Origin of the sequence: Streptomyces sp. 4N124 (assembly GCF_052245395.1) — a bacterium.
Lineage (GTDB): Bacteria > Actinomycetota > Actinomycetes > Streptomycetales > Streptomycetaceae > Streptomyces.
In genome coordinates, this window is record NZ_JBQQBS010000077.1 from 26233 (window position 1) to 41289 (window position 15057).

The following is a 15057-nucleotide window of genomic DNA, read 5'->3' on the forward strand; positions in this document are numbered from 1 at the left end:
GGAGATAGTCACGGCAACCCGGAAGCGACGCTCCCGGGGTGATCCACCAAAAATCCCCTTAAATCTCCGCAATCTCCCGGACGTGAGCCGCACGCCGGTGATGCCGACGACGACGTCAAGGAGGCCGCCGTGACCAGCGCAGCCGATACGGCACCTGCCGCACCCCGAGCCAAACGGGACCGGACCCACTACCTCTACATCGCGGTGATCATCGCGGTAGCCGCAGGCATAACCGTCGGTCTGGCCGCACCCGACTTCGCGGTCGAGCTGAAGCCCATCGGTACCGGCTTCGTGAACCTGATCAAGATGATGATCTCGCCGATCATCTTCTGCACGATCGTGCTGGGCATCGGCTCGGTGCGGAAGGCCGCGAAGGTCGGCGCGGTGGGGGGCATCGCGCTCGGCTACTTCACGGTGATGTCGCTGGTCGCGCTCGGTATCGGTCTGGTCGTCGGCAACATCGTCGAGCCGGGTACGGGCCTCGCGGTCACCGACGCGGTCAAGGAGACCGGACAGGCGCAGGTCACGGAGGCCAAGACCACCGAGGAGTTCCTGCTCGGCATCATCCCGACCACGATCGTCTCCGCGTTCACCGGCGGCGAGGTCCTGCAGACCCTCCTCGTCGCGCTGCTCGTCGGCTTCGCGCTGCAGGCCATGGGGGACACCGGCCAGCCGGTCCTGCGCGGCGTCGAGCACATCCAGCGCCTCGTCTTCCGCGTCCTCGCCATGGTGATGTGGGCCGCCCCGATCGGTGCCTTCGGTGCCATCGCGGCCGTCACGGGATCCGCCGGTCTGGACGCGCTCAAGAGCCTCGCCGTGCTGATGCTCGGCTTCTACATCACATGCTTCCTGTTCGTCTTCATCGTGCTCGCCGCGCTGCTGCGAGTGGTGGCGGGCATGAACATCCTCTCGCTCTTCAAGTACCTGGGCCGTGAGTTCCTGCTGATCCTGTCCACCTCCTCGTCCGAGTCCGCGCTGCCGCGGCTCATCGCGAAGATGGAGCACCTGGGTGTCAGCAAGCCGGTGGTCGGCATCACCGTTCCGACCGGCTACTCCTTCAACCTCGACGGCACCATGATCTACATGACCATGGCGTCCCTGTTCATCGCCGACGCGATGGGTACGCCGATGTCGGTCGGCGAGCAGATCCCGCTGCTGCTGTTCCTGCTGGTCGCCTCGAAGGGCGCGGCGGGTGTCACCGGCGCCGGTCTCGCCACTCTCGCGGGCGGGCTCCAGTCCCACAAGCCCGCGCTGGTCGACGGCATCGGTCTCATCGTCGGCATCGACCGCTTCATGAGCGAGGCCCGCGCCCTGACGAACTTCGCGGGCAACGCGGTCGCCACGGTGCTGATCGGTACGTGGACCAAGGAGATCGACCGGGAGCGGGTGGACCAGGTTCTCGCCGGCCACGCCCCGTTCGACGAGCAGACCCTGCTGGACGACGGTCATGGCACAGCGGCCGAGGTGCCCGAGCAGGGCGGCGAGAAGGAGCTGGCGAAGGCATAGCAAAAAGGCTCCGCATACCCCGAGCGGCCAGGTGCTCCCCCGTAGCCTGGCCGCTCGGTCTATTTCCTTTGACCCGCCTGTCTGTCCGGGCCCACGCTGAGGGCTCGACGTCGGCGTACATGGAGGCAGGCATGGGGGAGTCGCACGAGGTGGAGATCGTCAGCTCGAACGAGTACGAGGCCCGGTACGGACCGGGTCGGGAGGCGTCGCCGCTCTCCATCGACCAGGTCAACGAGTTGTTCACCGAGTTCCTGATGGCGGTCGCCCGGCCGCACCGCAAGGACCGGGACGGTGACCGCGACCTCAGCAAGCGGCTCCGCGAGCACCTCGGTTCCGCGCCCACCGACCGTCCGGTGGTCAAGGCGGCGTACGCGCCCTACGACCTGCCCAACGTCCACCTCGCTCTGGAGCGCTGGTTCGCCGCGGAGGGCCGCTCCTACGAGCTGATCGGCATGCGCGGTGCCATGCACCACGGTGACCTCACCCTCGGCGACATCCTCGAATCCGCCGACCGCTACGAACGGTTCGTGATCGGTGCCGTCGACTACGCCCACCTGTCCGTCTCGCCCGACGCGGAACTCGCCTGCGTCTCCTGCGGTTTCTACCTCGGCGCGGAGGGCGACGAACGGTTCGCGGTGCTGCTGCGCGGACCGCGCGACGAGTATGGGCGCAACAAGGTCGAGATCGAAGTCCTCGCCCAGGAGACGGAGTTCGCGAACCGGCTGCTGGAGGAGATCGACGAGCTGATCCGCGCCCACAACGTCTTCCGCGGCCAGGTCCTCTCCTTCGAGGGCTCCGAGTTCGGGCACGGCCTCGGCCCGTTCCGCTTCCACCGCCGCCCCGGCCTGACCCGCGACGACATCGTGCTGCCCGACGGTCTCCTGGAGTGCGTGGAACGCCAGGTCGTGGGCGTCGCCCGGCGCCGCGAGCAACTCCGCGCGGCCGGCCAGCATCTGCGGCGGGGACTGCTGCTGTACGGCCCGCCCGGCACCGGCAAGACCCACACGATCCGCTATCTGCTCTCCCACCTCCCGCAGTTCACGGTGGTGGTCCTCTCCGGCACCAGCATCGAGGCCATCGGCCCGGCCTGCGCCCTGGCCCGGATGCTGCAGCCCGCGCTCGTCGTCCTGGAGGACTGCGACCTGATCGCCGAGGCCCGCGACTACGGCGGCGGCGAACAGCCCCTGCTCTTCCAGGTACTGAACGAGATGGACGGCCTCGGCGACGACGCCGACGTCGCCTTCCTCCTCACCACCAACCGCGCCGACCTCCTCGAACCGGCCCTCGTCCAGCGCCCCGGCCGCGTCGACCTCGCCGTGGAGATCCCCCTCCCCGACGCGGAGGGCCGCGCCCGCCTCCTCGGTCTGTACGGCTCCGGCCTCGGCCTCGGCCAGGAGATCACCGACGAGGTGGTGGCCCGCACCGAGGGCACGACCGCCTCCTTCACCAAGGAGCTGGTACGGCGCTCCGTGCTGATCGCGGCCGAGCGGGAATCGGTGTCCACCGAGCCCGAGGACGTCCGCGCCGCCCTCGACGAACTCCTCTCCGACCGCGACGAGTTGACCCGTCGGTTGCTCGGTGTAGGTGGCGCGGAAGCACCGTGATGAACCTGCGGGCCGGTGGGGCTTGTCGCGCCCCTTACGGGGCGCTTTCCGGCACCGTCAGCCGGGCCAGTTCCTCCGCGCTCAGCACCAGGTTCGCCGCTGCCGCCGAGTTCCTGATCGTCTCCGGTCGGCTTGCTCCGGGAATCGGGATCACCGTCGGGGACGCGGCCAACAGCCAGGCCAGGCAGACCTGTTGGGGACTGACCCCGCGCTCCTTCGCCACCGCATGGAACGCGCCGAAGCGGTCGGTCCCCGCAGGCCGGGACGGTCCGTCCAGCGAACTGCGGGAGATACCGCCCAGCGGGCTCCACGGCAGGAACGCCAGCCCCAGCTCGGCACAGAGCCGCAGCTCCGCCTCGCTGTCGCGCACGGCGGGTGAGTACTGGTTCTGCACCGAGACCAGCCGGTCCCCGAGGATCGCGTGGGCCCGGCGGATCTGACCCGCGTCCGCGTTGGACACACCCGCCAGCCGGATCTTGCCCTCGTCGAGCAGTTCGCGTAGTGCGCCGACAGACTCCTCGAAGGGGACGGCGGGGTCCGGCTTGTGCAGCTGATAGAGGCCGATCGCCTCCACCCCGAGCCGCTTCAGCGAAGCCTCGGCGGCGGCCTTCAGGTGCCGCGCGGAGCCCGTCACCGTCCAGCTGCCGTCGGCAGGGCGACCACGCCCGCCCTTCGTGGCCACCAGCACGTCCGCCGTGTCACCGCCGTATGTCGCGAGGGCCCGGGCGACCAGCTGCTCGTTGTGGCCGGGTGCGTCGCCCGGCAGGTGATAGGAGTCCGCCGTGTCCAGCAGCGTCACACCCGCGTCGAGCGCCGCGTGCACCGTGGCCAGCGCCCGTGTCTCGTCCGGGCGGCCCTCGATGGACAGCGGCATGGCCCCGAGCCCGATCGCGCTCACGCGCAGGCCACCGAGTCTGCGGAACCGCACGTCAGTCACCCTTTCCCAGCGTCTCCGCGACCGCCTTCGGCAGCCACTGCCGTACGTCGCCGAAGGTGAAACCGAGCCGGGTGGCCCGGGAGTTGTCCATGCCGTAGGAGCGGAAGAAGGAGAGCGGCGAGACCTCGCCGACCTCCACCCACTGGAGGGCGACCTTGCCCTCGGCCAGCTGCGCGCTCACCGCCGTGCACAGTTCCTCGGTGGTCAGTACGCCGTGGGAGGCGGCGTTCACCGGACCGGTGAAGTCCTCGCCGGCCGCCCACGCCAGGAAGTCGGCGATCTCCTCGACGTGGATGTAGGTGGCGGGCTGGTTCGCGGCGGGTACGGCGATCGGCTCACCGGCCCGGATGCGGGAGGCGTAGTGCTCCAGCCTTCCGGTGAAGTCGTCGTCCCCGCCCAGCACATGGGCCACCCGGACGGCCGTGTACGGAAACTCCGGGGCGGCGGCGAACACGGCCTCGGCCTGCCGCTTGCCCTCGCCGTAGTGGCGGTCGAGGAACTCCGGGTCGTCCCAGGGGAGTCCGAGATCGACGGGCATCTCGCGAGCGTCGACAGCGTCTTCCCGTACGAGCGCGATCGAGTCCTCGTACTCGTACACCTCGACCGTGGATGTCATCACATAGCGCCGGGTGCGGCAGGCGAAGACCCGGCGGGCGAGTGCCGCCTGCCGTGGGGTGTAGCAGACCTGGTCGACGACCACGTCGAAGGTGCGCGAACCGAGCGCGTCCGTCAGGGACTTCTCGTCGTTCCGGTCGGCGACGAGGTGCAGCGCGCCGGGCGGAGGCGCCGACGAGCCGCGGTTGAGGACCGTCACCCGGTCCCCGGCGGCCAGCAACCGCGCGACGAGTCGCTTGCCGAAATAGCGGCTCCCGCCGATGACCAGTACCTCTCGGGCGTTTTCCATGACCATAATTCTCCCGGCGTATCCGCACGTCCTGAAGGGGGAAGCATGGGAGTTCCGGCGGCAGCGCCGAAAGAACCTCGGCATCTGCGCACGACGGCCGAGGAAACATCGGTGGCCTTCGACGCGCTGGACCGGCAGATCCTGGAGCTCCTCCAGACCGACGGCCGGATCAAGCTCAGCGAACTGGGCCGCCGGGTGCGCCTCAGCCCGGCGGCGGTCACCGAGCGGGTACGCAGGCTGGAGGCGGCGGGCGTGATCAGCGGCTACGGCGCCCATGTCGCCCCGGCCCGCCTCGGCTACGGCATCCAGGCGTTCATCCGCGTGAACCCGCACGGCGGCTACAACCTGAAGCACCCCAGGACCCTGGAGCTGATGGAGCGTCCCGAGATCACCGAGGTGCACCATGTGGTCGGCGAGGACTGCTGGATCCTCAAGGTCGCCGTCCGGGACACGGTCCACCTGGAGGAGGTCCTCGAAGCGGTCTCCGCCCTGGGCCGCACGACGACGTCGATCGTCCTGACCTCCCCGGTGCAGCGGAAACCGCTGTTGCCTTGACGTCCGCGTCAAGGACTACGTTCGTAGGCATGCGAATCGGCGAGCTGGCCGCACGGGCCGGGACCACGACGCGGACGCTGCGGTACTACGAGTCGCGGGGTCTGCTGCCCGCGCGGCGCGGGAGCAATGGATACCGGACGTACGACGAGGACGACCTGCAGCTGCTCCGGCAGATCCGGACGCTGCAGGACTTCGGGTTCGACCTGGAGGAGACCCGGCCTTTCGTGGAGTGCCTGCGCGCCGGGCACCCCGAGGGCGACGAGTGCCCTGCGTCGATCGCGGTCTACCGGCGCAAGCTGGACGAGCTGGACGCGTTGATCGGCGAGCTGCGGGCGGTGCGGGCGAAGATCGGCGTGCGGCTGGCCCTGGCCGAGGGTGAATCACCGTTGTGCGAACTGGGAGGGCAGGGGCTGTGATCAAGGCGGCGGGTGTGGCCGAAGTGACGGATGCGGACTTCGAGGCGGAGGTGATCGGGGCGGAGCTGCCGGTGCTGGTCGAGTTCACCGCCGACTGGTGTCCGCCCTGCCGGCAGATGGGACCGGTGCTCAGCGCGCTCGCCGCGGAGGAGGGCGACCGGCTCAAGGTGGTCCAGCTGGACGTGGACACCAACCCGGAGACCACGAACGCGTACAAGGTGCTGTCGATGCCGACCTTCATGGTCTTCCGGGGTGGCGAGCCCGTGAAGGCGATGGTGGGAGCCCGGCCCAAGCGCCGGCTCATGGAGGAGCTGGCGGACGTCATCTGACCTGACGCAATACAGAGAAATCCCCCGGGTAATTGCGCCCGGGGGATTTCTTTGCGTATATTTAATGGTTCGCGACTTCAGGGCAATTGAGTCGCGGAGAAGTTCAACGAGCACAGTATATCCGGGCGGGAGTGGAATTGTCAAACAGCGAATTTCCAGATGATGAAATGCGCCGCGAGCAGGAATTCATCGACAACCTGTACGCGCGCGTGGACGCGCTGCGCGGTGACACCGAGGACTCCGTCACGGACGCGCTCGCCCAGAGCGACACGCCCAGGCAGGCCCGCCTGGAGCGGGACATCCTGGTCGCCGAACGCTCGGGTCTGCTCGCCGCGCTGAACGCGGTGGAGGGCTCGCTCTGCTTCGGCCGGATCGACCTCACCTCCGGCGTCAGCCACCACATCGGCCGGATCGGCCTGCGCACCGACGACGCCGAACGCACCCCGGTCCTGATCGACTGGCGAGCCGATGTCGCCCGCCCCTTCTATCTGGCCACCGGCCACACCCCGATGGGCCTGCGCCGCCGCCGGCACATCAGCACCGACGGCCGCCGGGTCACCGACCTGCACGACGAGTTCCTCGACGTCGGCGACGCCACCCGCACCGGCCACGAGGACCCGGCCGGCGACGCGGTCCTGCTCGCCGCGCTCAACTCGGCTCGCACCGGCCGGATGACCGACATCGTGCAGACCATCCAGGCCGAGCAGGACGAGATCATCCGCGCACCGCACCGCGGGGTGCTGGTGGTGGAGGGCGGTCCGGGCACCGGCAAGACGGCGGTGGCCCTGCACCGGGCGGCCTATCTCCTCTACGAGCACCGCGAACTGCTCGCCAAGCGGGCCGTCCTGATCGTCGGCCCCAACCCCGCCTTCCTCGGCTACATCGGCGAGGTGCTGCCCTCGCTGGGCGAGACCGGCGTGCTCCTCGCGACGGTCGGTGAGCTGTTCCCCGGCGTGAAGGCGACGGCGACGGACACGCCCGAGGCGGCGGCGGTGAAGGGCCGCGCGGAGATGGCCGACGTACTGGCAAGGGTCGTACGCGACCGCCAAGCCCTCCCCGACCCGGTGATCGCCATCGAGCACGACCGCGAGATCCTGATGCTCGACGACGGCCTGGTCGGCGTCGCCCGCGAGCGCACCCGCGCCGCCAAGCTGCCGCACAACGCGGCCCGCGAGCACTTCGAGGGCCATGTCCTCAACACGCTCACCGAGCTGTACGCCGAACGCGTCGGCACCGACCCGTACGACGGCACGAGCCTCCTCGACGCCGCCGACATCACCCAGATCCGCGACGAACTCGCCGAGAACCCCGAAGTCTGGTCCGCCATCGACCAGCTGTGGCCCAGGATCACCCCGCGCCGCCTGGTCGCGGACTTCCTGGCCGAGCCCGAGGGGTACGTCTCCGACGCCGACGCGGCCGCCATCCGCCGCCCGGTGACGCGCGCGTGGACGGTGGCGGACGTACCGCTGCTCGACGAGGCGGCCGAACTGCTGGGCGAGGACGACCGGTTGGCGCGGCTGAAGGCGGAACGGGAACGCGAGCGGCAGGTTTCGTACGCGCAGGGCGTGCTCGACGTGTCGTACGCGTCCCGTACATACGAGTTCGAGGACAAGCAGGACTATGACCCGGATGCCTCCGAGGTGCTGTCCGCGCACGACATCATCGACGCCGAGCGGTTCGCCGAACGCCAGGAGGAGGACGACCACCGCAGCACCGCCGAGCGCGCGGCGGCCGACCGGACCTGGGCGTTCGGCCACATCATCGTCGACGAGGCGCAGGAGCTGTCGCCGATGGCGTGGCGGCTGCTGATGCGGCGCAGCCCGACCCGGTCGATGACGCTGGTCGGTGATCCGGCGCAGACGGCGGAGGCGGCGGGAGTGGGTTCCTGGGCGAAGATCCTGGAGCCCTATGTCGAGGACCGCTGGGAGCACACCCGCCTCGGCGTCAACTACCGCACACCCGCCGAGATCATGGACCTCGCGGCTGCCGTGGTGCGCGCCGAGAACCCCGACTTCGAGCCGCCGAGTTCGGTGCGCTCGACCGGGGTACGGCCCTGGGTGCGGGCCACCGACGACCTGCCCGGCGCGGTCGCCAAGGCGGTCGAGGAGCTGACCCCCGCCGAGGGCCGGCTCGCGGTCATCGCCCCCCGCCCGCTGCACCGCAGACTGGCGGCGCAGTTGGACGGGGTGACAGCGGGCGCCGAGCCCGACCTGACGCGGACCGTCGTACTCCTCGACCCGCGTCAGGCGAAGGGGCTCGAATTCGACTCGGTACTGGTGGTCGAGCCGGGGTCGTACGGCACGAGCGACCTGTATGTGGCCCTGACCCGGGCCACACAGCGGCTCGGGGTGCTGCACACAGGGCAGTTGCCGAAGGCGCTAGGCCGGGCGTAGCCACACGGTGGCCAGCGGTGGCAGGGTCACGCGGATGCTTGCCGCGCGGCCGTGCCACCCCTGTGGCTCCGGTTTGATCGGGTCGGGGTTGGTGACGTCGCCGCCGCCGTACTTCGCCGCGTCCGTGTTGAGGGTTTCGTGCCAGGCGGGGATGGTGTCGGGGACGCCGAGGCGGTAGTCGGGGCGGACCACCGGGGAGAAGTTGGAGACGGACAGGAGGGGGGTGCCCTCCGTGTCGTACCTCAGGAAGGCGAAGACGTTGTCCTCGGCGGCGTCCCCCACCACCCACTGGAAGCCCGACGGTTCGGTATCGAGCTGCCAGAGGGGCGGGGTGGCCCGGTAGACGGTGTTGAGGTCGCGGACCAGGTCACGGACGCCGCGGTGGTCGGCCTCCGCGCCGTATGCCGGGTCCAGCAGCCACCAGTCCGGGCCGTGCGCCTCGGACCATTCGGCGCCCTGGGCGAACTCCTGGCCCATGAAGAGGAGTTGCTTGCCGGGGTGGGCCCACATGAAGCCCAGGTACGCACGGTGGTTGGCGCGTTGCTGCCACCAGTCGCCGGGCATCTTCGACACCAGGGCTCGTTTACCGTGGACGACTTCGTCGTGGGAGATCGGCAGGACGTAGTTCTCGCTGTAGGCGTAGACCATCGAGAAGGTCATCTCGTGGTGGTGGAATTTGCGGTGGACCGGCTCATGGGCCATGTAGTCCAGCGAGTCGTGCATCCAGCCCATGTTCCACTTCAGGCCGAACCCGAGGCCCCCGAAGCCGCCCGGGCCCATGTGGTGCGTGGCGCGGGTGACGCCGTCCCAGGCCGTCGACTCCTCCGCGATCGTCACGACGCCCGGCACCCGCCGGTAGACCGTGGCGTTCATCTCCTGGAGGAAGCCGACCGCGTCCAGGTTCTCCCGGCCGCCGTGCTCGTTCGGCAGCCACTGGCCCGGCTCGCGCGAGTAGTCGAGGTAGAGCATGGAGGCGACGGCGTCCACCCGCAGCCCGTCGATGTGGAACTCCTCGCACCAATAGACGGCGTTGGCGACAAGGAAGTTGCGGACCTCGCGCCGGCCGTAGTCGAACTCGAGGGTGCCCCAGTCGGGGTGGGCGGCCCGCAGCGGGTCCTCGTGCTCGTACAGCGTGCGGCCGTCGAACTCGGCCAGCGCCCAGTCGTCACGCGGGAAGTGCGCCGGGACCCAGTCCATCAGGACGCCGATGCCGGCCTGGTGCAGGGCGTCCACCAGGTACTTGAAGTCGTCGGGGGTGCCCAGGCGGGCGGTCGGCGCGTAGAAGCCGGTGACCTGGTAGCCCCAGGAGCCGCCGAAGGGGTGCTCGGCGACCGGCATCAGCTCCACGTGGGTGAAGCCGAGGTCCTTGACGTAGGCCGGTAGCTGCTCGGCGAGTTGACGGTATGTCAGGCCGGCGCGCCAGGAGGGGAGATGGATCTCGTAGACGGAGAAGGGCGCCTCGTGCGCGGGGGCCTGACCGCGCCTGGCCAGCCACTCCTCGTCGCCCCACTCGTGGTGCGAGGCGTCCACGATGGAGGACGTGTTCGGCGGGGCCTCCGTGCGGCGGGCCAGCGGGTCGGCGCGCAGGGTCCGGGAACCGTCGGGGCGGGTGATCTCGAACTTGTACAGCTCGCCCTCTCCTATGCCGGGCACGAACAGCTCCCAGACGCCGGTACCGCCGAGCGAGCGCATCGGATACCCGGTGCCGTCCCAGAAGTTGAAGGTGCCGGCCAGGCTGACGCCCTGCGCGTTCGGCGCCCAGACCGTGAAGCGGGTTCCGGCCACGCCCTGGTGCGTCATCGGCTGCGCGCCGAGCGCCGTCCACAGCTGTTCGTGCCGGCCCTCGCCGATCAGATGCAGATCGAGATCGCCCAGCGCGGGCAGGAAGCGGTACGCGTCCTCGGTGTCCTGCACCGTCCCCTCGTACGCCACCAGCAGCCGGTACGCCGGCACCTCCCGCAGCGGCAGCAGCCCCGAGAAGAACCCGTCCCCGTCGTCGTGCAGCTCCGCCCGCAGATCACCGGCGACGACCGTCACGGACAGCGCGTACGGCCGGAAGGCACGGAACGCGACACCGCCGGGGACCGGGTGGGCGCCGAGCACGGAGTGCGGTGAGTGGTGCGTGCCGGTGAGCAGCCGCTCGCGATCAGTGGCGTCGACGGCGGGCGAGACGGTGACGAGGGCGGCGGGCTCCGCCGGGACCGGGGACGCCTGCTTGGCGGTGAGCTTCTTGGCGGGTGCCTTCTTGGCTGCGGTCTTTTTGACTGCGGTCTTCTTTGCGGGTGCCTTCTTGGCCGTGGCCTTCTTCGTCGTGGCCTTTGCGGTGACGGCCTTCGCGGTGGTCTTCTTGGCGGTCGCCTTCTTGGCAGCCGCCTTCTTCGCTGTGGCCTTCTTCGCCGTGGTCTTCTTGTCCGTGGTCTTCCCGGCCACCTTCTTCGCCGCCTTCTTGGCAGGTGAAGCCGCCTTCTCCACCGCCGTCTCCGCGGCCTTCTTCACACGCTTCGCCGCCTTCGTCTCCTGCGCGGCGCTGTTCTCCTCTGCCGTCTTCTTCGAATCGTCGGACGGGGTGCGGGGGGTCACGGGCGGCGCCTCCTCGGCGAAGGTCAAGTGAGGTGGGTCTGGTGTGTCTGGTCTGGTCGGGTCAGTCGGACGCGGCGAGGCGGCGTACCGCGGACATCGGTACCGGCAGCCAGTCGGGGCGGTGCCGGGCCTCGTAGACGACTTCGTAGATCGCCTTGTCGGTCTCGTAGGCGCGCAGCAGCACCGCGTCGGTGCGCGGATCGCCGCCGCCGGCCTCGGCGTACCCGGCGCAGTACGCGGCCCGGCACGTCCGTGCCCAGTCCGGTGCGGGCGGGTCGGCCGAGTGGGCGGCGTAGTCGAAGGAACGGAGCATCCCCGCGATGTCCCGCACGGGCGGCTGCGGCATCCGGCGTTCGGCGAGCGGCTTGGACGGCTCGCCCTCGAAGTCGATCAGCCGCCACTGACCGGCGGGCGAGCGCAGGCACTGGCCGAGATGGAGGTCGCCGTGGATGCGCTGCGCGGTCCAGGTGCGGCCCTCGGCGGAAAGATCGGCCAGCGCCTCGAACGCGGAGCGCAGCCCGGGTGCGTACGGGCGCAGCGCGGGTACCGCCTGCGCGGCCGCGTCGAGCCGCTCGACCATGCCGTCGACCAGCAGCTCCAGCTGCGTATGGCCGAGTGTCACCGTGGGCAGCGCGCGGGCCAGCGCGGTGTGCACCTCGGCCGTGGCACGCCCCAGCGCCCGGGCCTCGGCGGCGAAGTCCTCGCCCTTGGCCAGCTCGCGCAGCGCCAGCTCCCAGCCGTCCGCCGCGCCCTGTATGAACGGCTGGAGCACGCCCAGCACATACGTCTGGTCGGCGAGGTCCGCCAGCATCCACGCGGTCGGCGCGGGCACCCGGGGGCAGCCCTCGCGGGCCAGCGCCAGCGGGAGTTCCAGGTCGGGATTGACGCCGGGCACGATCCTGCGCAACAGCTTCAGAATGAACGTATCTCCGTAGACGACCGAGGAGTTGGACTGCTCGGCGGTCACCAGCCGGGGCACCAGGCCGGAGCGGATCTCCTGCTGTACGTCCCGTTCGAAGCGCATGGTGCCGACGCGGGCGCGGGTGCGCAGCGCCTCCAGGAGCACGTCGCCCGGCCGGGGGTCGTAGAGGGCGTCGTACACCGTCCGTCCGGCGAGCGGGCCCTCGGTCACATGCCCGATCAGCGCGGGCGCAAGCCGCGGCGGAAGCGCCTCGCGCTCGCCTATCAGCAGCTGGTAGCAGTCTCCGGGGTGGGGCGGGGCGCCCAGCGTGATCGGCTGATGGGCGCGCACCAGCAGATGGTGCAGGCCCAGCTTTCCGCCGGCCGGCAGCAGCTCGGTGGCCGCCACCGGCGAGAACCCGGTGACCGGACGTCCCTTCCCCGCGAACCAGCGCTGCCGCGGCAGCCACTCCCTGAGCAGGGGATCCAGTGACGCAAGGAGACCTGACTCGGTCGTGACGGAACGGGTGACGGCTTCCGACATGGCGTCGCGTCCTTTCCCCGGAGTGGTCGGGGTGTTACTGATGCGTGCCCCGGGCGGGACGGGAGAAACCGCCCCGCCCGGGTTGTTCGGCAGTGCCTACGCGGGGTCCTTGCGGAGCCGGAACCAGTAGAAGCCGTGACCCCCGAGGGTCAGCAGGTACGGAAGTTCACCAACGGCTGGGAAGCGTACGCCGCCGAACAGCTCGACCGGGTGGCGTCCCTTGAACCGGCTGAGGTCCAGCTCGGTGGGCTGGGCGAACCGGGAGAAGTTGTTCACGCACAGGACGAGGTCGTCCTCGTACTCGCGCAGGAACGCGATCACCGCCGGGTTGGAGGACGGCAGCTCGGTGTACGAGCCGAGGCCGAACGCCAGGTTCTGCTTGCGGATCTCGATCATGCGGCGGGTCCAGTGCAGCAGCGACGAGGGCGAGGACATGGACGCCTCGACGTTCGTGACCTGGTAGCCGTAGACCGGATCCATGATCGTCGGCAGGAACAGCCGGCCCGGGTCGCACGACGAGAAGCCCGCGTTGCGGTCCGGGGTCCACTGCATCGGCGTGCGGACGGCGTCACGGTCGCCGAGCCAGATGTTGTCGCCCATGCCGATCTCGTCGCCGTAGTAGAGGATCGGCGAGCCGGGGAGGGACAGCAGCAGGGCCGTGAACAGCTCGATCTGGTTGCGGTCGTTGTCCAGCAGGGGCGCGAGGCGGCGGCGGATGCCGATGTTGGCGCGCATACGCGGGTCCTTCGCGTATTCCGCCCACATGTAGTCGCGTTCCTCGTCGGTGACCATTTCCAGGGTCAGCTCGTCGTGGTTGCGCAGGAAGATGCCCCACTGGCAGTTGGAGGGAATCGCCGGGGTCTTCGCCAGAATTTCGGAGACCGGGTAGCGGGATTCCCGGCGTACGGCCATGAAGATCCGTGGCATCACCGGGAAATGGAACGCCATATGGCATTCGTCGCCGCCCGACGCATAGTCGCCGAAGTAGTCGACGACGTCCTCCGGCCACTGGTTCGCCTCCGCCAGCAGCACCGTGTCCGGGTAGTGGGCGTCGATCTCCTTCCGGACCCGCTTGAGGAAATCATGGGTCGCGGGAAGGTTCTCGCAGTTGGTGCCCTCCTGCTGGTACAGATACGGCACCGCGTCCAGGCGGAAGCCGTCGATACCGAGGTCCAGCCAGAACCGCAGGGCGGAGATCATCTCCTCCTGCACATTGGGGTTCTCGTAGTTCAGGTCCGGCTGGTGGGAGAAGAACCGGTGCCAGTAGTACTGCTTGCGGACCGGGTCGAAGGTCCAGTTGGAGGCCTCGGTGTCGACGAAGATGATCCGGGCGTCCTGGAACTGCTTGTCGTCGTCGGCCCAGACGTAGTAGTCGCCGTAGGGGCCGTCGGGGTTGGCGCGGGACTCCTGGAACCACGGGTGCTGGTCGCTGGTGTGGTTCATGACGAAGTCGATGATGACGCGCATACCGCGCTGGTGGGCGGCGTCGACGAATTCCACGAAGTCGGCGAGGTCACCGAATTCCGGCAGGACGGCCGTGTAGTCGGAGACGTCGTAGCCGCCGTCCCTGAGCGGTGACTTGAAGAACGGCGGCAGCCACAGGCAGTCCACGCCCAGCCACTGGAGATAGTCCAGTTTGGCCGTGATGCCCTTCAGGTCACCGACGCCGTCGCCGTTGCTGTCCTGGAAGGAGCGGACGAGGACCTCGTAGAAGACGGCTCGTTTGAACCAGTCCGGGTCGCGGTCCCTGGCCGGAGTGTCCTCGAAGGTGTCCGGGACGGGCTCGTTGACGATCATTATGTGGGTGACCCTCCGATCTGCGGGGTGGACGGTCGCAGGACGGTCAGGATGTGCGCGGGCCTCCTGCCCGGTTCGAGACGCACATAGTTGGCCCTGCCCCAGTGATAGGTCTCGCCGGTGAGCTCGTCGCGCACCGGCACCGACTCGTGCCAGTCCAGCCCGAGTTGCGGCATGTCCAACGAGACCGTGGCCTCCTGGGTGTGGTGAGGGTCGAGGTTCGCGACCACCAGAACCGTGTTCGATCCGCTCCGCTTCGAGTACGCGATCACCGATTCCTGGTCGGCGTGGTGGAAATGGAGATCACGCAACTGCCGCAGCGCCGGATTCGCCCGGCGGATGGTGTTGAGCTGGGTGATGAGCGGGGTGATGGTGGCTCCCGCGTGTTCGGCCGCTTCCCAGTCGCGGGGCTTGAGCTGGTACTTCTCCGAGTCGAGGTACTCCTCGCTGCCCTCGCGCAGCGGAACGTTCTCGCACAGCTCGTAGCCGCTGTACACGCCCCAGGTCGGCGACAGGGTGGCCGCCAGTACCGCCCGCACCTCGAACGCCGGCCGCCCGCCCTGCTGCAGATACGCGTGCAGAATGTCCGGCG

12 protein-coding genes are annotated in these 15057 nt (G+C 69.5%); 6 read left to right on the forward strand and 6 right to left on the reverse strand.

Annotated elements, in window-relative coordinates; genetic code table 11:
• The first annotated feature begins 129 nt into the window (after positions 1–129).
• Together ACTWQO_RS43485 and ACTWQO_RS43490 are read left to right on the forward strand one after the other, a co-directional pair.
• Positions 130–1506 carry a cation:dicarboxylate symporter family transporter gene (locus ACTWQO_RS43485; protein WP_443242908.1) on the forward strand — a complete coding sequence of 459 codons (1377 nt, stop codon included), beginning with the start codon at positions 130–132 and terminating at the stop codon, positions 1504–1506.
• A gap of 131 nt (positions 1507–1637) precedes the next feature.
• Positions 1638–3110, forward strand: a complete 1473-nt coding sequence (locus ACTWQO_RS43490) for an AAA family ATPase (protein WP_443242909.1) — start codon at positions 1638–1640, stop codon at positions 3108–3110.
• A gap of 34 nt (positions 3111–3144) precedes the next feature.
• Here the strand turns inward: ACTWQO_RS43490 and ACTWQO_RS43495 are convergent, their stop codons facing one another.
• Both ACTWQO_RS43495 and ACTWQO_RS43500 read right to left on the reverse strand, forming a co-directional pair.
• Complete coding sequence (locus ACTWQO_RS43495; protein ID WP_443242910.1) at positions 3145–4038, reverse strand: aldo/keto reductase; 894 nt, start codon at positions 4036–4038, stop codon at positions 3145–3147.
• Between the two features lies 1 nt (position 4039).
• A complete protein-coding gene (locus tag ACTWQO_RS43500) occupies positions 4040–4951 on the reverse strand; it encodes an NAD-dependent epimerase/dehydratase family protein (RefSeq protein WP_443242911.1) in 912 nt (303 codons plus the stop codon).
• A 45-nt stretch (positions 4952–4996) separates the two neighbouring features.
• On the opposite strand from ACTWQO_RS43500, the gene ACTWQO_RS43505 reads away from it, so the two are divergent.
• The 4 genes from ACTWQO_RS43505 (at position 4997) to ACTWQO_RS43520 (ending at position 8644) form a co-directional block, all read left to right on the forward strand.
• Positions 4997–5506: an Lrp/AsnC family transcriptional regulator gene (locus tag ACTWQO_RS43505; RefSeq protein WP_443242912.1), complete on the forward strand. Its 510-nt coding sequence runs from the start codon at positions 4997–4999 to the stop codon at positions 5504–5506.
• Between the two features lie 29 nt (positions 5507–5535).
• Positions 5536–5922, forward strand: coding sequence for a MerR family transcriptional regulator (locus ACTWQO_RS43510; RefSeq protein ID WP_443242913.1), 387 nt, complete (start codon positions 5536–5538; stop codon positions 5920–5922).
• A gap of 14 nt (positions 5923–5936) precedes the next feature.
• Complete coding sequence (locus ACTWQO_RS43515) at positions 5937–6251, forward strand: thioredoxin family protein (protein ID WP_443242914.1); 315 nt, start codon at positions 5937–5939, stop codon at positions 6249–6251.
• Positions 6252–6418: 167 nt separating this feature from the next.
• On the forward strand, positions 6419–8644 hold the full coding sequence (locus tag ACTWQO_RS43520) for a HelD family protein (RefSeq protein WP_443242915.1): 2226 nt from the start codon (positions 6419–6421) through the stop codon (positions 8642–8644).
• Here the strand turns inward: ACTWQO_RS43520 and glgB are convergent.
• From glgB to ACTWQO_RS43540, 4 genes are all read right to left on the reverse strand, one after another.
• On the reverse strand, positions 8630–11224 hold the full coding sequence (gene glgB, locus ACTWQO_RS43525; RefSeq protein ID WP_443242916.1) for a 1,4-alpha-glucan branching enzyme: 2595 nt from the start codon (positions 11222–11224) through the stop codon (positions 8630–8632). The two genes, ACTWQO_RS43520 and glgB, sit on opposite strands and share 15 nt — an antisense overlap.
• A gap of 61 nt (positions 11225–11285) precedes the next feature.
• Positions 11286–12668 carry a maltokinase N-terminal cap-like domain-containing protein gene (locus ACTWQO_RS43530; RefSeq protein WP_443242917.1) on the reverse strand — a complete coding sequence of 461 codons (1383 nt, stop codon included), beginning with the start codon at positions 12666–12668 and terminating at the stop codon, positions 11286–11288.
• A gap of 96 nt (positions 12669–12764) precedes the next feature.
• Positions 12765–14465, reverse strand: coding sequence for a maltose alpha-D-glucosyltransferase (gene treS / locus ACTWQO_RS43535; RefSeq protein ID WP_443242918.1), 1701 nt, complete (start codon positions 14463–14465; stop codon positions 12765–12767).
• A partial coding sequence (locus ACTWQO_RS43540; RefSeq protein WP_443242919.1) for an alpha-glucosidase C-terminal domain-containing protein occupies positions 14465–15057 on the reverse strand: 593 nt, incomplete at its 5' end. The genes treS and ACTWQO_RS43540, both read right to left, overlap by 1 nt.